This window comes from Opitutus terrae PB90-1 (genome assembly GCF_000019965.1).
Lineage (GTDB): Bacteria > Verrucomicrobiota > Verrucomicrobiia > Opitutales > Opitutaceae > Opitutus > Opitutus terrae.
On record NC_010571.1, the window covers coordinates 1,359,685 to 1,384,791 of the forward strand.

18 protein-coding genes are annotated in these 25,107 nt (G+C 66.1%); 14 read left to right on the plus strand and 4 right to left on the minus strand.

All coding sequences use genetic code 11. The features are described from left to right. Positions 1 to 142 precede the first annotated feature (142 nt). Complete coding sequence (locus OTER_RS05605) at positions 143 to 394, minus strand: hypothetical protein (protein WP_044891602.1); 252 nt, start codon at positions 392 to 394, stop codon at positions 143 to 145. A 257-nt stretch (positions 395 to 651) separates the two neighbouring features. On the opposite strand from OTER_RS05605, the gene OTER_RS05610 reads away from it, so the two are divergent. The 3 genes from OTER_RS05610 to OTER_RS05620 all read left to right on the plus strand — a co-directional run bounded on the left by OTER_RS05610 (position 652) and on the right by OTER_RS05620 (position 3,464). Further along, the gene (locus OTER_RS05610) at positions 652 to 1,323 is read left to right on the plus strand and encodes a peroxiredoxin-like family protein (protein ID WP_012373924.1); all 672 of its coding nucleotides are present in this window, start codon (positions 652 to 654) and stop codon (positions 1,321 to 1,323) included. Positions 1,324 to 1,673: 350 nt separating this feature from the next. Further along, positions 1,674 to 2,984, plus strand: coding sequence for a hypothetical protein (locus tag OTER_RS23760; RefSeq protein WP_012373925.1), 1,311 nt, complete (start codon positions 1,674 to 1,676; stop codon positions 2,982 to 2,984). 156 nt (positions 2,985 to 3,140) lie between these two features. Continuing rightward, the gene (locus OTER_RS05620; RefSeq protein WP_148218022.1) at positions 3,141 to 3,464 is read left to right on the plus strand and encodes a hypothetical protein; all 324 of its coding nucleotides are present in this window, start codon (positions 3,141 to 3,143) and stop codon (positions 3,462 to 3,464) included. A 339-nt stretch (positions 3,465 to 3,803) separates the two neighbouring features. Here the strand turns inward: OTER_RS05620 and OTER_RS05625 are convergent, their stop codons facing one another. Further along, entirely contained in the window at positions 3,804 to 6,920 is a 3,117-nt protein-coding gene (locus OTER_RS05625) for an endo-1,4-beta-xylanase (RefSeq protein WP_083767627.1), read from the minus strand. A gap of 469 nt (positions 6,921 to 7,389) precedes the next feature. Here OTER_RS05625 and OTER_RS05630 point away from each other — a divergent pair, with 469 nt between their 5' ends. The 5 genes from OTER_RS05630 to treS all read left to right on the plus strand — a co-directional run bounded on the left by OTER_RS05630 (position 7,390) and on the right by treS (position 16,866). Further along, positions 7,390 to 8,859: an ATPase domain-containing protein gene (locus OTER_RS05630; protein ID WP_012373928.1), complete on the plus strand. Its 1,470-nt coding sequence runs from the start codon at positions 7,390 to 7,392 to the stop codon at positions 8,857 to 8,859. A gap of 5 nt (positions 8,860 to 8,864) precedes the next feature. Then, positions 8,865 to 10,460: a hybrid sensor histidine kinase/response regulator gene (locus tag OTER_RS05635; RefSeq protein ID WP_012373929.1), complete on the plus strand. Its 1,596-nt coding sequence runs from the start codon at positions 8,865 to 8,867 to the stop codon at positions 10,458 to 10,460. A 237-nt stretch (positions 10,461 to 10,697) separates the two neighbouring features. Next, complete coding sequence (locus OTER_RS05640; RefSeq protein WP_012373930.1) at positions 10,698 to 11,168, plus strand: hypothetical protein; 471 nt, start codon at positions 10,698 to 10,700, stop codon at positions 11,166 to 11,168. Positions 11,169 to 11,173: 5 nt separating this feature from the next. Further along, positions 11,174 to 13,291 carry an alpha-1,4-glucan--maltose-1-phosphate maltosyltransferase gene (locus OTER_RS05645; protein WP_012373931.1) on the plus strand — a complete coding sequence of 706 codons (2,118 nt, stop codon included), beginning with the start codon at positions 11,174 to 11,176 and terminating at the stop codon, positions 13,289 to 13,291. A 203-nt stretch (positions 13,292 to 13,494) separates the two neighbouring features. Next, complete coding sequence (gene treS / locus OTER_RS05650; protein WP_012373932.1) at positions 13,495 to 16,866, plus strand: maltose alpha-D-glucosyltransferase; 3,372 nt, start codon at positions 13,495 to 13,497, stop codon at positions 16,864 to 16,866. A 95-nt stretch (positions 16,867 to 16,961) separates the two neighbouring features. On the opposite strand, the gene OTER_RS05655 is transcribed toward treS, so the two are convergent. Continuing rightward, positions 16,962 to 17,909 (minus strand): MerR family transcriptional regulator, encoded by a 948-nt coding sequence (locus OTER_RS05655; RefSeq protein WP_012373933.1) that lies wholly within the window; start codon positions 17,907 to 17,909, stop codon positions 16,962 to 16,964. 253 nt (positions 17,910 to 18,162) lie between these two features. Between OTER_RS05655 and OTER_RS05660 the strand changes: the two genes are divergently transcribed. The 3 genes from OTER_RS05660 to OTER_RS05670 all read left to right on the plus strand — a co-directional run bounded on the left by OTER_RS05660 (position 18,163) and on the right by OTER_RS05670 (position 20,194). Then, on the plus strand, positions 18,163 to 18,663 hold the full coding sequence (locus OTER_RS05660) for a fasciclin domain-containing protein (RefSeq protein ID WP_012373934.1): 501 nt from the start codon (positions 18,163 to 18,165) through the stop codon (positions 18,661 to 18,663). Positions 18,664 to 18,747: 84 nt separating this feature from the next. Further along, the gene (locus OTER_RS05665; protein ID WP_012373935.1) at positions 18,748 to 19,215 is read left to right on the plus strand and encodes an SRPBCC family protein; all 468 of its coding nucleotides are present in this window, start codon (positions 18,748 to 18,750) and stop codon (positions 19,213 to 19,215) included. 88 nt (positions 19,216 to 19,303) lie between these two features. Then, positions 19,304 to 20,194 (plus strand): DUF6268 family outer membrane beta-barrel protein, encoded by an 891-nt coding sequence (locus OTER_RS05670; protein WP_012373936.1) that lies wholly within the window; start codon positions 19,304 to 19,306, stop codon positions 20,192 to 20,194. A gap of 136 nt (positions 20,195 to 20,330) precedes the next feature. On the opposite strand, the gene bla is transcribed toward OTER_RS05670, so the two are convergent. After that, a complete protein-coding gene (gene bla, locus OTER_RS05675; RefSeq protein WP_012373937.1) occupies positions 20,331 to 21,230 on the minus strand; it encodes a subclass B3 metallo-beta-lactamase in 900 nt (299 codons plus the stop codon). Positions 21,231 to 21,422: 192 nt separating this feature from the next. Between bla and OTER_RS05680 the strand changes: the two genes are divergently transcribed. The 3 genes from OTER_RS05680 (at position 21,423) to OTER_RS05690 (ending at position 24,934) form a co-directional block, all read left to right on the plus strand. Next, on the plus strand, positions 21,423 to 22,634 hold the full coding sequence (locus tag OTER_RS05680; RefSeq protein WP_012373938.1) for an acyltransferase family protein: 1,212 nt from the start codon (positions 21,423 to 21,425) through the stop codon (positions 22,632 to 22,634). A 378-nt stretch (positions 22,635 to 23,012) separates the two neighbouring features. Continuing rightward, a complete protein-coding gene (locus OTER_RS23765; RefSeq protein ID WP_012373939.1) occupies positions 23,013 to 24,125 on the plus strand; it encodes a sensor histidine kinase in 1,113 nt (370 codons plus the stop codon). Positions 24,126 to 24,184: 59 nt separating this feature from the next. Then, positions 24,185 to 24,934 carry a LytR/AlgR family response regulator transcription factor gene (locus OTER_RS05690; RefSeq protein ID WP_012373940.1) on the plus strand — a complete coding sequence of 250 codons (750 nt, stop codon included), beginning with the start codon at positions 24,185 to 24,187 and terminating at the stop codon, positions 24,932 to 24,934. Positions 24,935 to 25,107: the final 173 nt, after the last annotated feature.

Consider the following 25,107-nt stretch of genomic DNA (forward strand, 5'->3'; position numbering starts at 1 on the left):
ATGAAGCTTAGGGATCAGCCGCGACGAGGGCGTCGCGGCTCCATCGTTGTGGCCGAAGGCCCCGACGCGTCGGGGTAAACTGGCCGCGCTCCCACTCCAACCATGCGGGCGAGACGCCCGCGCTCCCAGGGCGGCGAGCGGGCTAGGCTTTCTCGTCGAGTACGCGACCGAGCCACTCGGCGTTGGTTTGTGCCTGACGACGTGCGGCGGCCTGTTCCTGCTGCGCGAGCGCCTCGCCGATGATCTCGTTGATCACCGCCTGCGTCCGCGCACGCGAGTGCTCGACCTTTTCGGCGATGCGAAGCTGGAATACGATAAATGACTGGTTGGGCTGAACCCTCATTTCAGCGAAGCGGCGCAAGAGACACATGGCCGGCGCGCGGATGGCGACCACGTTTTTCTCGGGTGTTCTCCGGATTGTTTGAGCGGGAGGGGAAGTTGAGAGTTGAGGGGTGAGGAAGTTGAGAGGGGGAGTTGAGAGTTGAGGGATGAGAGTTGAGGGGACGGACGGAGAAATAGTGAGAGCGCGACCGCGGGTTGAAAAGGTAGGGCCCGACCGCCGGGCGGGCCGCTGAGACGAGCGCTGAGAGGAATGACCGCGCGCGATGGGAATATTCAACAGGGCCGGCGCTCCCAAGATCTTGTTCACCTATGAAATCAACACGTCTCCGTTTCCTCTCGATCCTCGCGGTTGCGACGCTCGGCCTGGCCACGTCGGCTTTCGCCGGTGACATGGCCCAGTCAGATCACGCGATGGCCATGATGCCGATGAAGCAGCTCGGCGTCGGCGATCACGTGCCGGCTGTCACCGTGCTCGATGAAGCCAGCCGGCCGCACGATCTCGCGGCGCTCGTGCGCGAAAAACCCACGGTGTTGATCTTCTACCGCGGCGGCTGGTGTCCTTACTGCAACATGCACCTGGCCGCGCTGGTCGGCATCGAGGATGAGCTGCGCGCGGCAGGTTACCAGCTGCTCGCGGTCAGCGCCGACCAGCCGATGAAGCTGCGCGAAACACCAGACCGCGGGAAGATTCACTACCAGCTGTTTTCCGATCAGGAGATGAAAGCCGCGGACGCGCTGGGCATTTCCTTCGAGGTGAAGCCGGACGATGTGCGGATGTTCAAAGAGAAATATCAGATCGATCTCGAAGCCGCATCCGGTCGAACGCACCACAAGCTGCCGCATCCGGCCGTGTATGTCGTCGACACCAGCGGCACGATCCGCTTCGCCCACGTGAATCCGGATTACAAGCACCGGCTCGAGCCCCAAAAGATCGTGGCTGCCGCCAAGGACGCGGCAATGATGACGACGGCGAAGATGTGAGGCTGGGCGAGCGGCGATCGTTCGGCCGCGGGCGATCGCTGGTCATCGAGACGCTCGTCCGGCGGCGGCGGCCGGGTGGAGTACCTTGTCCTCGAAGCGTGGTTGCGGTTCGCAGCCGCGGCGTTGGCGACGCGGTCCGCACGGCGAAGCCGTGCGGCGACGAGAAAGCGGGGTGGGGGCAGAGGTGCACCGTTTCGCGGTCGGCGTCAGGTAAAATTGGCAAGCCGTTGGTTTTGCGAGCTCGCCGGCATAGGGGAACCACTGTGACAGGGGAGGTGAGGAACCGGAAGCCGACGGCGGGCTCTATGGCGCCCCCCGTTTTTTGCGTTCGGCTTTCAACGCGCTTCCCCATGTCCACTTCGCTGCTCCAGGTCTCCCCTCCGGAGATTCGCGACCTCGAGGTCGTCTATCGCGGCACTTTGCAGCCGCCCTGCCGGCCAGCCGTGCCGGTGGAGTTTCACGCCGCGGTTCCTGCCGCGCCTGATGCGACGGTTCCGACTCGCGCTTTCCTGTTCGCGTTTCTCGTTCCGGCGATGCGCATGGGAACGGCGCTCCGGCTGCCGCTGCCGGTCGATCCGGTGACGCTGGCCAACGTGATGGAGTGGCAGGAGGCGATGGCGAGCTGGTGTCCGCGCACGCTGCGAGTGGTGCCGATTCTCGCCGACGTGGCGCCTGCGGCGCCGAGCGCGAATCCGATGGGCGCCGTGAGTGCGTTCTCCGGCGGGATCGACGGCTGTTTCACCGCGTTTCGTCACACGCTGGCCGGCGCCGCGGTGAGGCATCGCCGCGCCGAGCTGCGGGCTGGCGTGATGGTGCATGGCTTCGACATCCCGCTGACGGAACCGGCCGCGTTCGCGCGTGCCTGGCAGAACTCGGTGGCGCTGCTCCGCCACTTCGGGCTGCGCGCCTACCGGCTGCGCACGAATCTGCGGACACTGCGGGCGGCGTTCGGCGGCGACTGGGAGACGGAGACGCACGGCATCTGGCAGGCTGCGGCGCTCGCCTGCTTCGAGCCGTGGTTCGAGCACGTGCTGATCCCAGCGACGCAGGCGTATCCGAAGATGAGATTCCCATGGGCGTCGAACGCGGTCACCGATCCGTTGTTCTCGTCGGAGCTCGTGACCTACTGGCACGACGGCGCGGCGTTCACCAAGCTCGCCAAAGTGCAGGCGCTGGCGCGGCAGCCGCTCGTGGCGGAGCGCGTCCGGGTCTGCTGGCAGGGCGAACAGCACGATCGCAACTGCGGCGTATGCTTCACCTGCCGAGTCACGCAGGTATGCTTTTGGTTGGCGGGCGTGCCGGTGCCGGCGGCTTTCCCGCGGCGGGCGACGCTGGCCGAGGTGGCGCAGTTGCCGGTGAAAAGCGAGGAGCACGATTTCCTGGTGCGGCAGCTTCACGACGCCGCCGTGGCGCAGGGCCAGACCGAGCTGGCCGTCGCACTGGCCCGCGCCTCGCGCCGTGGGGTCTACGCGCGGGCGGTGAAGGGATTAAAACGACAACTCACCTCAGCGCTGGAACCGACCAGCGCCCGCCAGCACCGGCGATCGCGCGAAGAAGTCCGTCCGCGGCCATCGTGGCCGATCGTGCCAGCCGTCGCCCGCCTGCCGGCGCGGCAACCCGCCCCGGAACGTTCCGCGCTGCTAAGTCCGGCGAGGTCCTGAGCGGGGCGCGGCGGAGGCTCGCCAGCACGTTCGGTGGGAGGCGGCGGAAGTTGTTGGGTTTCAGCGCCCGGGTTGCGGCGGGCGTGAAGTTTGGGCGTGCGCTGGTTTGGGGAACCTGACCCACTGGAGGTGTCTACCCCGACACGCCTGCTCATCGTGACCACCAGCAGTATCCCCCTCGTAAACGATCCCATTCTCCAGCAATTCGCCGAGCGGATTGCTGTGCTCGAGGCCCGCCTCGCGGCGCTGGAGCAACCGGCGTCCACCGGCCGCATTCGCATCGCGGCGCCGTCGTCGGCACCCGTGCCGGCACGGATGGAACTCGACGAGCTGACGTGGGTGATGATCGCGGCGGCGGTGGCGGCGGCTTATCCGAAGGGCCGGATTCACGCGATCAGCGCGGTGGTGCCGGTCGAAACAGAGCCCGTGTGGGGTATCGAAGGTCGGCGGGATATTTTCCATTCCCACCGGGTGAGGTGAGGGGCGGAAGAGTTGAGAGATGAGCGTTTGAGGGTTGAGAGGGGCAGCGGAGCCGAGCGTCTAGAGCCCAGAGCTGAGAGATGGCGGAGCGAGAGCTGAGTAGGGCGGAGGCATGCTGCGCCCTTTGGAAAACGATGGCTGCGTGGGCGCAGCCGGAAAGCTGCCGCTGGCCGGCAGCCGCGAATCGGATAAGGCGGACCGCACACGGCGGCCGGCGGTGGATTCGACAGGCTCACCGCAGGCGAGCGCCGGCCCTACGCGCGGATCGTGGTGAGGAAAACCAAAAGCCCGGCTCGCGGAGGCGAGCCGGGCTTTGCGCACTCGCGCAGCTTTGGCGGATTATCGGAGGATGATCGCGCCGAACTGCGAGGTGTCTTGATAAGCGTTGCCCGACTCGTCGTTCCACGTGGCGACGCTCGTGCGGGTGCCGCCGCCCGAGTCATCGTTCACCTGCAAGTCGAAGCCCAGGGCCGAGCCGCGGACCGTTTCGCCGGCGTCGATAGCGATCGCTGCCTCGACCACGTAGCCGCCGCTCACGCGGCGCGTGGCGCTGACGATCCGGGCGACCGAGCTCGTGCCGCCGGCACTCACCTCGTTGTCGAAGTTCACGCGATATTGCGCGTCGTCCGATTGGTAGCTCGTCGTCTGCGCGTTGTTCGGATCAACGAAGATTTCGACCGAGTCTTCTTCCCAAGGATTCGGGCTGGCCTTGCTCAGCACCGGATCGGCTACCGTGGCGTAGAGGTAGACATGACCGCTGTCCCACAACAGCTTCACGTGGGCGGTCGCGCCCGAGGTGCCAAAAGCGAACCGGTTCGTCACGATCTCCGTGGCGGTGCGCCAGACGCGATCTTGTTCGCCATCGATGGTCGGCGTGCCGCGGCCCACGGTGACAATGTTTTTCTCCGGCAGCAGCGTGAAGGCCCCGAAACCGGAGTTGTCGACGTCCTGCGCGTGATGCGTGTCACTCCACGACTGCTGGCGTCCGGTGCTGCCGTCGGTGACGCGGAGGTCGAAGAGCACGTTGTCGCCGACGCTGAGCGCGGACGAAACGGGCACACTCGCCAGCAGCAGATAACCGTTGCGCGTCGGCGTGAGCAACCCCTCTGCGCCGGCCGGCCGCTGGATGCCGTAGCGGTTGAACGTGAACGTCTGCCCGCCGAGGAAAATCTCGACGCGATCGCCGGCCTGCATCCGCGTGCGGTCGGTCACCTCGACGGAGAGGTGAATCGCGTTGGCGCTCCAGACGGCCTTGAACTGGCCCCACGAAGCGGAGCCGTCGCCCGGGTCGAGTGGGACCGGTGCGAGCGCGACCCACGTCTTCAGGTTGCTGAGCAGCCCGGCCGGCTTCTGCGTGACGTTGAGCTTCTTCGGCAGCACCGGCAGCTGCGAAGGATCGACGACGCCATAGTAGGCCGGCTTGGCCTGGAGCTGTTCGTCAAACAGCAGCGGTTTGTCGTCGCGCCGGATCGGGAAGGTCTTCAGCCACGTGTTATCGTCAGCGAGACCCCAGAGTGTAACCGAGCTGATCTGGCTGCTCTTCGCGCGGAAAAGGTCGAACAGGTCCCGATAACGATAGCCCTGCCGCACGAGTGTTTCCTGCGAGACAGGTGAGGTGTCGGTGTCGTTGGAATAGGCGCTGATGTCGAGCTCGGTGATCTGGTTGTCGAGGCCCAGCGACGTGAACAAATCGATACTCTGCGCGATCCGTTCGAGCGGGGGATAGTCGATGCGGATGTGGGTCTGGTGTCCGACGCCGTCGACGCGGATGCCGCGCGCGAGCAGGCCGCGCACGACGTTGGCGAGCGCATCGCGTTTGGCGGGGTCTTCCGTGTTGAAATCGTTGATGTAGAGCCCGCCGGTCGTGGTCGCAGCAGCGGCGAACTGGAATGCGAGATCGATGTAGTCGGGCCCGATGATCTGCAGCCAGGGCGTGTTGCGGAGCCCGTTGGGTTGCGAGGGATCGATCACTTCATTCACCACGTCCCAATCGGAAACGACGTCGTTGTAGCGACTCACGACCGCATTGAGGTGCGATTGCAGGCGCTGGATGAGCAGCGCGCGATGCGCCGGGTTACCGGACTCGAGCGGATTGCCGACGGCGTCGCGGAACAGCCACGCCGGGTTCTGGTTGTGCCAAAGCAGCGTGTGACCGCGCATCTTGAGCCCATTGGCGCGCGCGAAATTCGCGATCGCGTCCGCCGGGCCCCAGTTGAAATTGCCCTCCGTCGGCTCAATCGGGCCCCACTTCATCGCGTTGCCCGCAACAATGCTGTTGAAGTGCTTCAGCAGGAGTTGCGCATGAGGGCCGCTGAGCTCCGGCGGCTCGACGGCCACGCCGATATCGAAATAGCTGGCGAGTACGCTCTTCACCGGAGTGATGTCCTGCACGGTTGGCGGCGCGATGTAGTCGAGGATGAAATCGTCGATGTAGAACGAGGCGGTGCCGGTGTCGGTCTCGACGTAGAGCTGGAGTTGCGTGGCATCGGCGCCGAAGTTGTAGACGGTCGCGAGGTCGACCCAGCCGGCGTCGGTGACGGGCGTGTTGCCGATGACGGTGAGGAAGGACGTGGACCCGTTGTTGTCGGCCTGCAGGCTGACGCGGACATTGCTGGCGGGCTCGCCCGCGAGGAGTTTCACGCGCACGCCGATCGCGTAGCGGGAGCCCTTGGAGAGCTTGCCGAGCACGTTGATCGTCGGTCCCTGCCACGACGCCGTGCGGCCAGTGACGCGCAAGCTGTAGCTGCCCGTGGCAGCGGTTTCGGTCGTGGGCGTCAGCGTGACGGGCCCGCGGGGACCCCAGCCTTCGCTCGTGCCGGTTTCAAAATCCGTCGCGAGCCCGCTGGTGTCAGGCGGGGGTCCGTCGGATCCGCCGGTGATCGTGAAGTCGTCGAGATAATAGGCGGAGGTGGCGTCGCTGCTCTCGAGGTAGAGCGTAAGATTATCGTTGCTCGCTGAGGTGAAGCTGAACGTGCCCTGCAGCTGCACCCACGCACCGTCGGTCACGGCCGTCGCGTTGTTCACCTGGACGTAGCTGTTGCTCGCCTCGCCGGCGGCACGCATCTCGACGGTGAACTTCAGATTGCTCGTGGGCTGGCCGGCGACGAGCCGCACCCAGCCGGAGATCGTGTAGGTGGTGTTGGCGGCGAGCAGCGGACGCAGGTCGAGCGCGGGGCCGTTCCACGCCGCGGTGCGGCCGGTGGTTTTCAAGCTGCGCGTGCCCGCATGCGCGACGTCGGTCGAGCTCGTCAGCGTGACCGGACCGCGTGCGGTCCAGCCCTGCGTCGTGCCGTCCTCAAAGGTGTTGGAAACGACTTGGGCGGTGGCGGGTAGCGCCGCGAAGCCGAGCGCCACGCCGGCAAGCAGGCCGAGCCGGCGGACCAGCGGGAGCATCATCCAGCGACGGAGGACGCGCGTGTTCGCAGAGCGAACAGAGGTGTGGGGGATGGGTGTCATGGGGAGAACGAGGGGGCGCCACGCGGACGCGTGGAGTCATTCAAGGGATGCGCGAGGCGGCGCGGGGGTGACAGGCGCCGAAGGGGCAGCGCATTTCGGGGTGTTGGGGTAAGCCGAGGCGGCACCTTCGAACGGGCGGCGGCGCTCGCAAACGAGGGCGGGAGTCTAACGTTTGATCCCGATTTATGCTTCGCCAAACCGTCGGCGGAATCGGGTCGCTCTTTGCGCGGGCGGCGAATTCGCAAGAGCGGGCCGCGACGCCGATTGCGCTCGGATTCGGTCTCCAAGTGTTGCGAGCCGGCGCTCGCCCAACCTCGTATAGGGCGTCTGCCCGGTCCATAGTTCGGTAGGAGGCCCGAGACCGCTCCTATTCGCCGCGACAGAACTGAACACGACGCTCCTCGCTCGCTCCGAAGCTTTCGGGACAACCGGCTTGGCATCGGCGGTGTCGGTACTAAATTCCCCGCGCATGAACGGACCCCCTGCGCGTTCAACGACCGGCATTGTTGGCTTGGACGACATCTTGAACGGTGGATTCACGGAAAATCGGATGTATCTCGTCGAGGGCGATCCGGGTTCCGGCAAGACGACGCTCGCGCTGCAGTATCTGCTGGAAGGAAGAAAGCTGGGCGAGCACGGGCTTTATCTCACGCTCTCGGAGAGCAAAGAGGAGTTGCTGGCGGGCGCGGCATCGCATGGCTGGTCGCTCGAAGGCATCGAAATTGTGGAGCTGAACGCGGGCGAGAAGGGGCTCTCCGCCGACGAGAACCTGACGATGTATAATCCGTCCGAGGTGGAGCTCAGTGAAACGACGCGGGCCGTCCTCGAGAGCGTCGAGCGGACCCAACCCCGGCGCGTCGTTTTCGATTCGCTCTCCGAAATGCGGCTACTGGCGCAGAGCTCGCTTCGTTACCGGAGGCAGATCCTGGCGCTGAAGCAGTTTTTTGTGGGACGCCGATGCACCGTGTTGCTCCTCGACGACGGCACGAGCGAAGGCCCCGATCTGCAGCTGCAAAGCATCGCGCACGGTGTGGTCACGCTGGAGCAGCTGGCGCCGAGCTATGGCGCCGAGCGCCGCCGGCTGCGCGTGGTGAAATTCCGCGGCAGCCCCTATCGCGGCGGCTACCATGATTTCGTGATCGCGGCAGGTGGGCTGCAGGTTTTCCCGCGGCTGATTGCGGCGGAGCATCGCTCGGATTTCCCCTCGGCCCGGTTGAAAAGTGGCGTGGACCGCCTGGACCTGCTGCTCGGCGGCGGGCTCGATCGCGGCACCAGCAGCGTGTTCATGGGCCCGGCCGGCTCGGGCAAATCGACGGTCGCCTTGCGGTATGCGATCGCGGCCGCGGATCGCGGCGAACACGCCGTGATGTTCGTCTTTGATGAGAGCGCGCGGACCCTCAAGGCGCGCGGCAAGGCGCTGGGGATGAGCTTCCGTGAAGGTACGACTGCCGGGACGGTGTCCGTCCGCCAGATCGACCCGACCGAGCTCGCGCCCGGCGAGTTTGCTCATTTGGTGCGGGAGGCGGTGGCCCACGATCACGCGACGGTCGTCGTGATTGACAGCTTGAACGGCTACCTGAACGCGATGGCGGAGGAGCGTGATTTGACCGCGCAGCTGCACGAGCTGCTGATGTATCTTAGTGGGCAGGGCGTCTGCACGATCATGGTGGTGGCTCAACACGGATTGCTGGGTCAAATCGCGGCACCGATCGACACGACCTATCTGGCCGATTCCGTGGTCCTCTTCTGCTATTTCGAGGACACGGGGAGGGTGCGAAAGGCCATTTCGGTGATCAAGAAGCGCAGCGGGCAACACGAGGAAACGATCCGTGAGCTGCGGATCTGCGCGAGCGGCATCGAGCTCAGCGATCCGCTGGCGGATTTCCAAGGCGTGTTGACCGGCGTGCCGGTGAAAACGCAGCCGGGTTCACCTGCGTAGCCCGCATGACCTTGGCTCCTCCAGCCGGCGTGGAAAACCGGGTGCTGCTGTTTGTCCCCACGCGCAAGGATGCGGACGTGAGCCGGCGGCTGCTCGCGCAAGCGGGATTGCCGGCGACGGTCTGCGTCTCGATGGCGGAATTGACCGCTCGCATCGCGGAAGGCGCGGCCGCCGTGCTCGCCACGAGCGAAATGGTCGAAAGCAGCCAGGTCGATGAATTGCTCCGAGTGCTGGCGGCGCAGGAGCAATGGTCGGACCTGCCGTTTGTTTTACTGATCAAGGGCGGCCCGCAGTCACCGCGGGCGAACGAGATTCTGCAAAAGCTCACGAACGTGACCCTGCTGGAGCGACCTGCGGGCATGCGCTCGGTACTCAGCGCGGTGCAGGCGGCGGTGCGGGCGCGGGTGCGGCAATACCAAGGGCGCTCACAGATTCAGGCGCTGCGGGAGGCGGAGGCGAAGGCGCGGCGCGCCGACCAGACCAAGGACCAGTTCCTCGCCGCGCTGTCGCATGAGTTGCGCACGCCGCTGACGCCGGTACTTCTTCTCGCCACGGAAGCCGCGGCCCAGCCGGCACTGGACGCGCGGGCCCGACAGGACTTCGAGATGATCGCGCGGAACGTGGCACTGGAGGCCCGGTTGATCGATGATCTGCTGGATCTGACGCGGATCAGCCGCGGCAAGATGAAGCTGGAGAAACAGCCCCAAGACGTCCTCCACGTGTTGCGGGATGCGATGGAAAACGTGCGGCCGGATTTCGCCGAAAAACGACTCGAGCTGACGACGGTGCTGCCCGCGCTGTCGGCCGTGGTGAGCTGCGATGGCGCGCGGTTGCAGCAGGTTTTCTGGAATGTGCTCAAGAATGCGGCGAAATTCACGCCCGTCGGCGGCAAGGTGACGATCCAGGTGCGCTTCGCGCCCGACGGAGCGCAGGTGATCACGGAGATCACGGACAACGGGATGGGGATGACCGCGGCGGAATTGGGCCGCGTCTTCGAAGCGTTCGTGCAGGGCGATCATGCGAACGCGGGCGGCGCTCACCGCTTCGGCGGGCTCGGGCTGGGCCTGGCCATCTCGCGCTCGCTGGTGGTCCTGCACGATGGTTCGATCGAGGCGCAGAGCGATGGGCCCGGGCACGGCACGACGATCACGATCCGGCTGCCGCTCGCGCCCGCGGAGTCGGCCGGCGGGCCGGGAGGAGCGGATCCCGACACGGCGCGCGCCGGGGCGCCGTTGCGGATCCTGCTCGTCGAGGATCACGAGCCGACCCGCAACGTGCTCAAGCGGCTTCTCGCCGCCCGAAAGCACGACGTGATCGCAGCCGCGACGCTCGCCGAGGCGCGTGTGATTGCGCAAAACAACGTGCTCGACCTCCTCATCACCGACCTCGGGCTGCCGGATGGGAATGGGCTCGAGCTGATGCAGGAGCTCACCGCCCGCAGCGGTCTGACCGCGGTCGCACTCACCGGCTACGGAATGGATGACGATGTACAGCGGAGCAAGAGCACGGGGTTCTTCATGCATTTGACCAAACCACTGCGAATCGCGGAGCTCGACCGGATGCTGGCTGCCGTGGACGAGCAACGTTCGCGTGCGGGATAGTCCGCCGAATAAGGCGAGGAACTGCTGGGTTGTCAGGCCGCCCTTCGGCGCGTCGCGGTAGGGTCGATCGGCGGCGGATCACGCGGGCGTAGCCACGCGAAGCAACCGGAATTTACCGAACAAGCCGTCCGGAGTTTTCCAGCTTGTTTCTGCTGCGAGGGAAGGGAGGGTTCGACCCGAGGCAAACGGACCGCATCCGCTTCCGAACCGGCCGGATATCACGCTGTCGGTCGGCGCATGATCAAGCGAACGATCAGCACCGCGACCCCGCGGACGGGAGAAGGACCGGGATGGCTGCGCCTCGACGACGCGGCCGAGGTGGAAATCAGCTCGGAAAGCGAAACGAATCCGATCGAAGCGGCGTTGCTGCTCGACGATGCGCGGGGCTGGCGGGCGGATGCGCCCGGCGAGCAGACGATCCGGCTGAAATTCCTGCGGCCGCATGCACTCCGGCGCGTGCGGGTCGTCTTCGAAGAGCACGAGCGCGAGCGCACGCAGCAATTCGCGCTGCGCGCCGCCATCGCGCCGGCCAACACGTGGACCGATATCGTCCGCCAGCAATTCAACTTCAGCCCGGTCGGCGCCACGCGCGAGGAGGAGGAGTATCGTGTCGACCTGCGCGAGGTGACGACGCTGGAACTGACGATCAAGCCGGATCTGCGCGGCGGTGATGCGCGGGCTAGCCTGCAGGAGCTGCGGATCAGCTGATTGTCATGGCGCACGTGCCTGCCATCTTCGGCGAGAGCGGCCGGGGTCAGCGACCCCGGCTACAACCGCGGGATGCTCACCGGCCTGCCATCTCCGGCCACTACGACGGTCGGTGCCGCGTGATCATCGAAGGCGTGACGCCGCAGCTCGACGGCGGGCGCTATCCGATCAAGCGCGTGCTCGGCGAGGAAGTCGTCGTCGAAGCGGATATTTTCGCCGACGGACATGATTCACTGTCGGCGCGGCTGCTGTATCGAGTTGAGGGAGCGGGTGAGAGGGAAAACGAGAACGAGAACGAGAAAGAGAACGAGGATGAGTGGAAGGAGGTGGAGATGGTGGCGGTGGGCAACGACCGCTGGCGGGCGGCGTTCCCGATCGAGCAACTCGGTCGCTACCGCTACACGGTCGAAGGCTGGGTCGACCACTTCAAGACCTGGACGCACGACTTCGAGAAGAAGGTTGCGGCCGCGCAGGACGTGCATGTGGACTTGCTGATCGGAGCCGAGCTCGCGCGGACGGCGGCGCGGAAGGCGAGCGGCGCGGATCGCGCGCTGTTGGAGCAATGGGCCGGCGAACTGGCCGGTGATCAGGATGCGGCGCGGCGGATCGCGCGGGCGCGTGATGCGGTCGCATTGGCGCTGATGCTGCGTTATCCGGATCGCTCACTCGCGACGCGCTACGATCAAGAACTCGTCGTCTGGGCCGAGCCGGTCCGCGCGCGCACCGGCGCTTGGTATGAACTGTTCCCCCGGTCGATGGGCGAGGGAGAGCGACACGGGACGCTGCGCGACGTGGAGGCCCAGTTGCCCCGGATCGCGGAAATGGGATTCGACGTGCTCTATCTGCCGCCGATCCATCCGATCGGTTATGCATTTCGGAAAGGCCGCAACAACTCGCCCGAGGCCGCCCCGGAGGATCCGGGCAGTCCATGGGGCATCGGCAGTCCGGAGGGCGGACACAAGTCGATCCACCCGCAGCTCGGGACGCTGGAGGATTTTCAGCGGCTGCTAACGCGCGCCCGTGAATTGCAGATCGAGATCGCGCTCGATATCGCGCTGCAGTGTTCGCCGGACCATCCTTACGTGCGCGAGCATCCGGAGTGGTTCAAGCACCGGCCCGACGGCTCGATTCAATACGCCGAGAATCCGCCGAAGAAATACCAGGACATCTATCCCTTCGATTTCGAGACCAGCGCGTGGCGCGAGCTGTGGCAGGAGGCGAAGAGCGTCATCGAGCACTGGATCGAGCAGGGCGTGACGATTTTCCGGGTCGATAATCCGCACACGAAGGCGTTTCCCTTCTGGGAGTGGTGCATCGGCGAGCTGAAGCGCGCGCGGCCCGAGCTGATCTTCCTGGCGGAGGCGTTCACGCGGCCGAAGGTGAAATACAACCTCGCGAAGCTCGGGTTCACGCAGTCCTACAATTATTTCCCCTGGCGCAATACGAGTGAGGAGTTGCGCGAGTATCTCACGCATCTCACGCGCACGACCGTGCGGGAATTTTTCCGGCCGAACCTGTGGCCGAATACGCCTGACATCCTGCCGCAGGCGCTGCAGTTCGGCGGCCGGCCGGCGTTCATGGCGCGACTCGTCCTGGCGGCAACGCTCGGCGCGAGCTACGGGATCTACGGGCCGGCTTACGAGATGTGCGTGAACGCGCCGCTGAAACCCGGCGGCGAGGAGTATCTCGATTCGGAAAAATACGAGATCAAGGTCTGGAACCTCAACGAACCCGACAGCCTGCAGCCGCTGATCACGCGGGTGAACGCGATCCGCCGCGAGAATCCGGCGCTGCACAGCAACGACCGGCTGGCGTTTCACGCGACCGACAACCCGCAGCTGCTCGCCTACAGCAAGCGCACCGCGGACCGCGACAACGTGATCCTCACGGTCGTGAACCTCGATCCGCACAACACGCAGGAGGGACGCACCGCGCTCGATCTGGCCGAGCTCGGGGTCGAACCGAAGGACACGTTCCAGGTGCACGATCTGCTGACCGGCGCGCGCTACTTGTGGCGCGGCGCGGAGAACTTCGTCCGGCTCGATCCGCGGCACATTCCTGCGGCGGTCTACCGCGTGGCCCGCCACGTCCGCTCCGAATACGAATTCGATTACTTCATGTGAAAACACTCTCCGCATACTGCTAGGCAAACCGCCGCATTCCGCGCGCCCTCGCCCGTAGGGCCGGCGCTTGCCGCCGGCCGCGAACGCCACGGTTGGCAAACGGCTGCCGGCGAGCGGCAGCCCTACAACCGAGATTTCGGATGCGAGGCCGACCTGCTCGCCCAACGGAGCCGCGCCGCCGAACCAACTTCCTCGCTCGTCGCATGCCCCTGATCACCCCTGAAAACGTCACTGCCCCGGAGCCGAAATCGGAGCCGTTGTGGTATCGCAACGCCGTCATTTACCAGGCGCACGTGCGCTCGTTCTACGACAGCGACGGCAACGGCATCGGCGATTTTCGCGGCGTCACCCAGAAGCTCGACTACCTGCAGGACCTCGGGATCTCGGCGCTCTGGCTGCTGCCGTTCTATCCCTCCCCGCTGCGCGACGACGGTTACGACATCGCCGACTACTACGCGATCAACCCGATCTACGGGACGCTCGACGATTTCAAGGAGTTCCTCGAGGAGGCGCATCGCCGCTCACTGCGGGTGATCACCGAGTTGGTGATCAACCACACCTCCGACCAGCATCCCTGGTTCCAGCGCGCGCGGCGCGCACCGCCGGGTAGTCCCGAGCGCGCCTATTACGTGTGGAGCGACACGATTGAACATTACCGTGACGCGCGAATCATTTTCCGGGATTTCGAGACCTCGAACTGGGCCTGGGATCCGGTGGCGCAGGCGTATTACTGGCACCGGTTTTACTCGCACCAGCCCGATCTCAACTTCGACAACCCTGTCGTGCACGAGGAGATCGTCCGCGTGCTCGACTTCTGGCTCAGGCTGGGCGTGGACGGGCTGCGGCTCGACGCGATCCCCTATCTCTACGAGCGCGAGGGGACCAACTGCGAAAACCTGCCGGAGACGCACGCCTACCTGAAGACGCTGCGGAAGCATGTCGACGAGCACTACGGCGACCGGATGCTGCTGGCCGAGGCGAACCAGTGGCCGGAGGACGCGGTGAAGTATTTCGGTGAAGGCCGCGGCGACGAATGCCACATGGCGTTTCACTTTCCCCTCATGCCGCGGCTGTTCATGGCGGTGCGGATGGAGGACCGCACACCGATCATCGACATCCTGTCGCAGACGCCGCCGATTCCGGAGACGTGCCAGTGGGCGATGTTTTTGCGCAATCACGACGAGCTCACGCTCGAGATGGTGACCGAGGAGGAGCGTGACTACATGTATCGGATGTATGCGGCCGACGCGCGCGCGCGGATCAATCTCGGCATTCGCCGCCGGCTCGCGCCGCTGTTGAACAACGACCGTCGCCGGATCGAGCTGCTCAACGCCCTGCTGCTCTCGATGCCCGGCACGCCGGTGATCTATTACGGCGACGAGATCGGGATGGGCGACAACATCTACCTCGGCGACCGGAACGGCGTGCGCACGCCGATGCACTGGAGCTCCGACAAGAACGCCGGCTTTTCACGCGCCAACCCGCAAAGCCTGTATCTCCCGATCATCCTCGACCCGGAGTATCACTACGAGGCGGTGAACGTGGAGGCGCAGCAAAGCAATCCCAGCTCGCTGTTCTGGTGGACGAAACGGATCCTCGGGCTGCGCCAGCGCTGGCCCGCGCTCGGTCGCGGCACGATCAAGTTCCTGCAGCCGGATAATCGGAAAATCCTAATGTTCATCCGCGAGTACGAAGGCCAGCGCGTGCTGGTGGTGGCGAATCTCTCGCGCCACGCGCAGTCGATGGTGGCGGATCTTTCGGAGTACAAGGATCACGTGCTCGTCGAGATTTTCGGACGCACGCGGTTTCCGGTGATCCACGACGGGGCGTATGGACTCACGATCAGCCCGCACGCGTTCTTCTGGTTTGCGCTCGAGCCGGTGGCGCCGGCGGTGCATGGCGCGGTGGCGCTGCCGACGAAACTCGCGGACGTGCCGGAGCTCGCGGCCGAGAGCGGCTGGACGGCGCTGCTCCACGCGCAGACGCATCGTGCGCTCGACGACGTGCTCGCGTCGTATCTGCAGCAGCGGCGTTGGTACGGCGGCAAGGCGCGCGATCTGCGCAGCCTTGACCTCGTCGACGCGATCGACGTCGCGACTGCGCACGGCCCCGCCCATCTCCTGTTGCTCAATGCGGACTACGCGACGGGCGATTCGGAGGTCTACGTGCTGCCGGTCACCCATGCGCCGGTGGAGCAGGCCGAGCGGATCGTGCGCCATTATCCGAACGCCGCGATTGCGCGCGTGCGCGACGCCAGGGGAACCGATGGGTTGCTGTTCGACGCGATGGCCGACAAAGCGTTTCCGCGCGCGCTCCTCGATGCGATGCAGACGAACGCCACGCTGAAGGGCACGCGCGGCGCGCTGGTGCTGCGCGCCACCGGCGCGTTCGAGGCGCTGTGCGGTCCCGACTGTGCGAAGATCGAGCCGTTTCTCTCCAAGGCGGAGCACAGCAACACGGCGGTGATCTTCGCCGATCGGTTTCTGCTCAAACTTTTCCGGCGGCCCGAGGCGGGGGTGAATCCGGACGTCGAAATCACCGGCTATTTGACCGAGCGGAAGTTTCCCAACGTGCCCGCGCTCGGCGGTACGATGGAGTACCGCAACGCCGGCCAGGTGCGCAGCGTCGGCATCCTCACGCAGTTCATCGCGGGCGCGCGCGATGACTGGGACTATGCGCTCGACGCGCTCGGCCGGTATTTCGATCGCGTGCTGCTCTACGTCGCGGAAGGCCGCGCGTGCGAGCGGCCGGCGGGTTCGCTGCTGGCGCTCTCCGAGCAGGAGGCGCCGAACCACGTGGTCGAGTCGATCGGCACCTTCCTCGAATCGGTGCGGCTGCTCGGCGTGCGCACGGCGGAGCTGCACCTCGCGCTCGGCGCGAGCGGCGAGCCGGACTTCGCGCCCGAGCCGTTCTCGCCGCACTACCAGCGCTCGCTCTACCAATCGATGCGGAACCTGCTGATCGAAAACCTGGAGGTGCTGAAACGCCGTGCGCGGGGACTGCCCGAAACGCTGCGCGCCGACGCCGACCGGATCACCGGGGCGCAGGACGAATTGCTCGAACGTTACAAGCTGCTCTACACCGGCCGGCTGGACGCGATGCGAATCCGGGTGCACGGCGATTACCACCTCGGCCAGGTGCTCTCGACGGGCACGGATTTCGTGATCCTGGATTTCGAAGGCGAGCCCGCGCGGGCGCTGAGCGCGCGGCGGTTGAAGCGCTCGCCGATCAGCGACGTCGCGGGCATGATCCGGTCATTCCACTACGCGCTGCATACCGCGGTGCTCGGGTTGGGCGAACGCGGACTCGTCACGCCGGAAAACCGCGAAGCAATCATGTGCTGGGGCCCGTATTGGCGGCAGTGGATCTGCGGCACCTTCCTCGGCGCGTATCGGCGCACGATGGGCGACTCACGGCTGCTTCCGCGCGACCGGGCGCAACTGGCGGTGCTGCTGGACGCGTATCTGATCGACAAAGCCGTTTACGAAATCGGCTACGAGCTCAACAACCGGCCTGATCGACTTGTGATTCCGTTCGACGGAATCCTGCATCTGCTCGACGAACCGGACCGGTGAGCGGTGGTGATGGAGCGGCAGGCCTCCTTGCCTGCCGGCTCCCGCCGTGCGCTGCGGCAGGCACTGGACGCCTGCCGCTACAGAGGCAAATTCGCTCAGGCCTGGACGCGCGTCGGCGACTGGCGCAACCGGTCCAGCGTGCCGCCGAGATCGGTCAGTTCGTCCGCCGAGAAGGCGCCGATGCGATCAAGCACCGGTCGGTAGGCGGGCAGCGCGCGGCCACCGACGAGCACGGCGACTTCGGGCGGCAGCAGCTCGCGCAGCCGCACCAGCTCCGCGCCGAGCTTCGCGTCGTCCGCCGGGTAGACGAGACTCAAAGCGACCGCACGAGCGCGATTCTGCACCGCGGCGCCAGCGATTTCAGCCGCGGGCAAGCTCGCGCCGAGGTAGGTGACGCGCCAGCCGAGGTTCGCGGCGAGCGCGGCGACCAGCAGCGCGCCGAGCTCGTGCAATTGCCCGGCCGGCGTGGCGACCACGAGCAGCGGCGCGTCCGCTTCGGCGGCAAATCCGCGCGCCGCGTGGCCGAGGAACGTGCGCAGCACCGAGCTGGCGAAGTGTTCGTGCGCCGCCGTGATCGTGCCCTCGCGCCACAAGTCGCCCATCCGCTGCGCGAGCGGCGCGGCCACCCGCTGCAACATCCCCTGCGTGCCGAACGCCAGCTCGGCGCGGCGCAGCACGATCTCCAGCACGCGCGCATCCAGATTCTGAATCGCCGTGAACGCGTCGTCGACGATCGCCGCGGCCGAGGCCGGAGTGACGCGTGCGACCGGCTGCGGCCGGTCGCCGCCGCCACCGACCGATGCGGCGAGTCCACGCAGCTTCTCCGTCGGCAACCGCGCGATCGCGCCGATGCTCTGACCAGAACGCGTCAGTTCGCGCAGCAGACTCAGCCGCTCGACATTTTCTTCGGAATATTGCCGCCGGTTGCTCGCCGTCCGCGCCGGTTCGACCGCACGGTAGCGCTTCTCCCAGATCCGAATCACATGCGCGCTGAGTCCGGTGCGGCGGGCGACCGCGTCGATCGTGTGTAGCGGCGTGTCCATTGATTTAGACGAAACTTAGACACCTGACGGTGGATTCTGCAATGTTTGTTTCCACTCAACGGCTCGTGATACTAGTTAATCGATTGTTGATACCAAATCTTATGGGATATTTTAGCCCCATTTCCATGATCCTAGACAGAGGCTTGACAATTTAGACACATCCTAGACATTTCGCCCATCAGAGACGAACCAGCCCGCGTCTCTGAGGCACTCCACCGGGCTCTCCACACGTTTCCTCCCAAACCAAACTGACATGAAACTCCCCCTGATCGCCAAACTCCTCGTTCCCGTTGCCGCCCTCGCCATCGTGGTCCCGGCACACGCCGGCGGCGGTGCTGTTCACGGCAGCAAAGACATCGTCGCCGTCGCTTCTTCCGCCGGCAACTTCAACACGCTCGTTGCCGCGGTGAAAGCCGCGGGCCTGGTCGAAACGCTGCAAGGCCCCGGCCCGTTCACCGTGTTCGCTCCGACCGATGAAGCGTTCGCGAAGCTGCCGGCCGGCACGCTCGACGAACTCCTGAAGCCGGAAAACAAAAAGAAGCTCGCCGGCATCCTGACGTATCACGTGGTGCCCGGCAAGGTCATGGCCGCCGACGTGAAGCCGATGCAGGCGAAGACCGTGAATGGCCAGACTCTCGCGATCAACGTCGCCGGCGGCGGAGTGACCGTCAACGGCGCGAAGGTCGTGGCGACCGACGTGGCCGCCAGCAACGGCGTGATCCACGTCATCGATTCAGTGGTGCTCCCGCAGTAGCTTGGGTGGCTGCTGCGTGAGTGTGTGTGGCGGAGGGCCTCGGGCCCTCCGCCTTTCCCTTTCCAACCTACCGTCGCGCGACTCATGACGATCCACTCTTTGCAGACCGAGTTCTGGTTGCCGGAAAAGCGCGCGCAGGTGTTCGCGTTCTTCGGGGACGCGTTGAACTTGGAGGTGATCACGCCACCATGGCTGCGCTTCAACGTGCTCACGCCGGCGCCGATTGAGATGCGCCCCGGCACAACCATCGCCTACCGGCTCCGGCTGCACGGCCTGCCGCTGCGTTGGTTGACCGAGATCACACATTGGGAGCCGCCGGTGCGGTTCGTCGATGAGCAGAGGCGCGGTCCCTACCGGTTCTGGGTGCACACGCATACGTTCCGCGAACAGGGCGGCGGGACGCTGTGCCGCGACCAGGTCGACTACGCGGTGCCGGGCGGGGCATGGGTCGACCGGCTCTTCGTGCGTCCGCAGCTCGAGTCGATTTTCGCCTATCGCGAACGCGCGCTGAAAATCCGGTTTCCCCAAACTTCTGCGACCGCCGGCCGATAACGCGCGCTTTCGCCGGCCGGCAGCGGGCGACGCTGAATTTTCACCTGCCCAAACTCCTTCCTGCGCTGTCTCGGCAGTCTGTTCCTCAATGAAACCACACCTTCCTCTGTTTCCACGATTCCTGTTCCTCATCCTGCTCGCGCTGCCGCTCATCAGTTCGGCCCAACCGCGCGGCTCCGGCGGCGGAGTCGAAGTGATCGTGCGCACGTCCTACACGGCGGAGTCCGATCTGGATCGGGCCGGCACCGCGGTGAGCGTGCAGTCCTGGCAGCTCGGCTTGGGCGGAAGCGTGTCGCTGAGCGAAGCGACCCGGCTGCGGTTGGGCGCCGAGTGGGCGCGGCACGAATTGGATGTTACGGGTCCGCGGTGGCTGCCGGAGCGACTGCAATCGGTGGCCATCCCGATCGGCCTGGTGCACCGTTGGGACGACGGTTGGTCGCTTCTCGCGACTTTACAGCCGCGGTTTGCTTCGGCGGGTTCGAGCTTTTCGTCTTCCGGCTTCGATATGCCGGTGCTGGCGCTGGCGAGCTATCGCGCGAGTCCTGAGCTGACGTGGAGTTTCGGGCTGCGCTACAGCGATCGATCGGACGTAAAGCTCCTTCCGCTCGCTGGCGTGATGTGGCGGTTCGCCCCGGGCTGGGAGGCCGGACTCGCATTTCCGGAGTCCGGGGTGAGCTATCGGGCGACGCCGCGGCTCACCTGGCGCGCGGTGGCGACGTTCCACGGAGGCGATTACCGGCTCGAGCGCGATCCGCGCCCACCGGCCGATCGCACGGGCGTGTCGCTGCGCGACGCTTGGCTGGAATATCGTGAGATTCGCACCGGGGTCGCGGTCGAAGTTGCGCTCAACGACACGATGAGCCTGCGGGCCGACGCGGGCGTGGTGGTGGATCAACGGTTCGACTATTTCACCCGCGGGGTGGAGCTCGAAGGCGAGTCGCCCGCGTATGTTGTACTCAGGTTCGTCGGCCGGTTCTAACCGGCTGCGCTCTGAGCGAAGAGCCCAAGGTAGGGCGCTCACTTCGTGAGCGCCGCAAACGCCCAGCGACTTCCCGGCGGGCAACGGAATGCTCGCCCTACCTCCGGAACGGCCACTTGAAAGTGCATGAGGCTCCCTACCTCTTGTTTCGCGCCTCAAGCGCGGCGGCTTGCTCCGCGTGCTGCTTGCGCAGCCGGGCTTCGGCGTCGTCGCAGAAGGCCCGGTAGCCGTCCGGATCGATGAACGGGTGGGTCTCCGGGTGTTCGGCGAGTCGCCGGGCCTTGTTGGTCAATCCGAAGACTTGGCCGTGCGGAGCGAGGAACACGTCGCAGGGGAGAGCGCGGAGGGCGGCGATGGACGCCTGCAGATCGCGCCAGATGTCCGGATAGGCCGCGTTGTTCACGAGTTGGTAACCGGGCGCGGACACGCTGGCGGCGAACACGACATCCAGCTCGCGTCCGCCCGTCCTCACCCGGCAGGTCCACGTGGTGCTACCCGGCGTGTGGCCGGGCGTCAGGTGCGCCGTGAGCGTGACGCCCCCCAACGTGACGGTCCCGCCATCCGCGACAATCTCGTCGACGGTCACGGGTTCGAAGGCGAGTTGGTCGCCGTAGTGAAAGTCGCCGCGTCCGCCGCGCGCGAGCGCCGCGGCTTCCGGCGCGCTAGCAATCAGCCGCGCTCCGGTGAGCGCTTTCATCGCTTTCAACCCGCCGGCGTGATCGATGTGCGCGTGGCTCGTGAGCAGGATCCGGATGTCGCGCGGCTCGATGCCGAGCTGGCGCAGGCTGGCGCGGACCAGTGGCACCGTTTCCGCAAACCCCGTTTCCAACAGGATGTGGCCGTCGGGTGTGGTGATCAGATAGGCGGCAATGTCGGAGGCGCCGACGTAGTAGACGTTCTCCACGATCCGGAACGGCGCGACCGGCTGGTTCCAGGAGCGCCAGAGCTCGGTGGGCTGGGCCGACACCGCTGGGCCCACGAACGTGGCGAACCACACACAAAGATGAAAGAGGGGACCAAGGAAATTCCGGCACATGGCGAGGAGCGTGTTTCGAAAGGCGCCATCTGCACGGGCGAGGCAATCGAAAACTCCGCGATGAATTGCGCGCCGGTGCAGGGAAAACTCGCGCCGACCGTTCGGCCCAGCCGCGCTGCCGACAGACCCTGGTCGGAGCCGTTGCTGGATTCGCGCTCGGCACTCCATGCCGTCTCGTTAGAACAAGCGGCCGTGAGCGCCGTGGCCGAGCGAAACCATTCTCTGGATGCACTGCGGGCGAGCGCGTTGCTGGCCGGCGTCGTCCTGCACGCGGCGTTGGCCTACCTGCCGGGCGGGGCGCCGGCTTGGGCGGTGGTGGACCGCAACACGCACGTGGGCTTCGCGATCTTCGTGCTGGTGGTGCACTCGTTCCGGCTCGAGGTGTTTTTCCTGTTGGCGGGATTTTTCGGCCGACTGCTTTATCTGCGCCGCGGCGGTCCGGCCTTCTGGCAGAACCGGCTCAAGCGGATCCTGCTGCCCTTCGTGCTCGGCTGGATGCTGGTGTTTCCGTTGCTCGCCTTCTGCTGGATCTGGGCCTCGATGCAGGCGGCACGGGCCGCAATCGGCCCGGCGCTGGCGACCGGTTACGGCCACGCACTACGGGAGCTGACGCGATTCGTCATCGGCGAGAAAGGCGCGGCGTTCCCGCTGACGCACCTCTGGTTCCTGTATTACCTGCTGCTCGTGTACGCCGTGTTCCTTGGCGCGCGCTGGCTCCTTGCGCGACAGGACGGGATCCGGGAGCGCTGGTGCCGCGTTGCCGACGCCGTCGGCCGGTGGGTGTTCGGTTCCGCCTGGGGACTGCCGCTGGCCGCGGGAGCAACGGGATTGGTGCTGCTGACGATGCGGGAGTGGGGCGTGGACACACCGGACAAAACGTTCCTGCCACACGTGCCCGCGCTACTGCTCTACTCGCTGGTGTTTGCGCTCGGCTGGCAACTGCACCGGCAGACGGAATTGCTCGAATCGCTCTGTCGCCGCTGGCACTGGCACACGGGCGCGGCGGGGGCGGCCACATTGCTGGCATTGGTTGTGAGCGGTGGAATTCGCGCGAACCCGAGTCCGGTGCTTTGGCCGCTCTTTCAGTTTGCCTACGCCCTGATGATGTGGAGCTGCATATTCGCGAGCGTCGGGCTGTTCCTCCGCTGGCGACAGACGGAGAGCGCTCTCTGGAGGTATCTCGCCGACTCGTCCTACTGGGTCTACGTGATCCACCTGCCCATCGTCGTGGCGTTGCAGGTGGCGCTCAGCCGCACGGACTGGTCCGCGGGGCTGAAGTTCGTCACCGTCACCGCAGTGGCTACGCTCGTTGCACTTGCCACGTATCACCTGCTGGTGCGATCGACGCCTGTGGGCGTCCTGCTCAACGGCCGCCGCGTGCCGCTGAGGCTGGCGTGGCGCTGAAGCGCGCGCGAGGCGTTCCCGATCCACTCCGGCTGCTCACTCAGCGGGCCGCTCGATTCTCCTGAGCCTGTGCGTTAACGCAGGGAAGGGCCGCGATAGAACATAGGTACGACTTGTGTTTGGATGCCGGAGACGCATGGTCTGCGCGCCGATGCCTTCCACCGAGCCCCCGATCGGTCGAAACTCCGTGGTGTCGCGCGGAACTCGCGCGACCGGATGAATGCTGCCGCCACTCGTCTGGGCGCGTCGTCTCGCTCCGCGGCTACGGCCGCCGCCGGCCCGCTTCATCCCGGTTTCGGGCTGCTTCGTCACCGAGTTGGCCGCCTGACGACCGCGAGCTTGCGGGCGCTCCGGCGATCACAACCCTGCGCCGCAGCCATGAGCCAGTTCGCACGCGTCCCGCTTTTCTGGCGGATCCAACTCGCCGGCTGGGGTCTGCTCGCGGCCGCCACGTTCCCGCTGAAGCTGGCCGCTTACGACTCGGTGTTCATTGCGCTCGCGATCACCCTGACGCGCGAGCCGCTGGGGCTGCTGCTGTCGACCGCATTCGGCTGGTTCTACCGCCAGCTGCGCGAGCCGATCAGCCCGTTTCGGTTGGGAGCATGGATCACGCTCACGGCGGCACTTGCCGGGATGATCGACACGTTTGCGGGCCGCGTGGTCTTCGCGGCGCTCGGTTATCCCGAAGACCCGCTGGTCAGCTTTGGTATTTTTGGGTATCGCGGCATGCTCTATGTCGCCTGGAGCCTGCTTTATTTCTGGCTGAAAGCGCAGCGCGAAGCCCGCGAACGTGAGCTCAATCTCGCGCAGGCCGAAACCGTGCGCCGCGAAGCGGAACTCCAGCTCCTGCGCGCGCAGGTCAACCCGCACTTTCTCTTCAACGCGCTCAACACCATCCTCGCCACGCTCGCGCCCGATCAGCCGGGGCCCAAACGCGTCGTCGAGGGGCTCGCGGCGTTTCTCCGCTATTCGCTCAGCCACCGGCACGATTCGACCGTGCCGCTCGGCACGGAATACGACGCCGCGATGCACTACCTGGCCGTCGAGCAGGAGCGGTTTCGTGGCGAGCTCCTCGCCGATTGCACGATCGACGACGAGGCGCGCGATCTCCCGGTGCCGGGTGTGCTGATCCAGCCGCTGATCGAGAACGCGGTGAAATACTCCCGCCAGACGTCCGAGCCGCCCTACCGCGTGCGGCTGCGCGTCACGTCGCCGCGCCGTGGCGAAGTGCAGATCGCGGTGACGAACACCGGCGATTGGGTGGAACCTTCAACGGCGCCGGGTCCGCACGGCACGGGTCTGGAAAATCTCCGCCGCCGGCTGGCCCTGCTGTATCCGGACGATCATCAGCTCGAGACCTTCTCGACCGAGGGCGAGGTGACCGTACGGATTCGGCTGCAGAACGCGTTCGGAGCGCTCACCGCGACACCGCCGTCGTGGTTTCCCTCGGACGCGACGAGGGCGTCGCGTCTCCAGGAACCGCCGGGCTAGCTCGGCCTTCCGGACTCCCCCGGGTCCACCTCCCTCGATCCACTTCACACTCCCTTTCCATGCTTCGCGCTCTGATCGTTGATGATGAACCGCCCGCGCGCGACCTGCTGCGCCGACTGCTCGCGGTGCATGCGGACCACGTCGAGATCGTCGGCGAAGCCCGCAGCGTCGCCGACGCCGCGGAGAAGTACCAGCGGCTTCGGCCGGACCTCGTGTTCCTCGACATCCAAATGCCGCGGGAAGACGGGTTCGCACTCCTGCCAAGACTCGGCGCGCCGGCACCCGCGGTGATCTTCGTCACCGCTTACGACGCGTTTGCGGTGCGGGCGTTTGAAGTGAACGCCGTCGACTACCTGCTCAAACCGGTCGCGCCCGACCGGCTGGCGCGCGCGCTGGCGCGCGTCGCCGCACCCATCGCAACCGCCACGATCGCGCCTGCTCCCGCCATCGCGCCGTTGCACGCCACGGACACGGTTTTTCTCCAATCGGACCGGGGCATTCGCACCGCGACGGTGGCGGCGATCACCCACATCGAGGCCGAGGAAAACTACACGCGCGTGCACTTGACCGATGGACCGCCGGTGCTGATCCGCCGCACGATGGCCGAGTGGGAGAGCGTGCTACCGGTCGATCTGTTCGTACGCGTTGAGCGTTCGCTGTTGCTCAACCGCGCGGCGATCCAGCGGGTCGATCGGATCTCCCGCGATGTCGCGCACGCGCACGTCGCCGGCCGGGCCGGGCCGCTGGCGTTGGCTCGACGCGCGTCGCTGCGTTTGCGGCGAAGTTTACGGGTGAACCCGGCTAGCTAGCTCCGGGCACCCGGATTGGCCGACGGGTTTTGCCTGCGTTCCGCTCCGCGCGTGCGGGCCTGGCCTCTTCGTCACGACGCAAGCCCGCTTGGTCACCGGTTGCTGTTCATGAACTGCGGTCGGGGCACACTGAGGCCATGACTCGCGCCCCCGCACGATTCTGCGTTCATGTC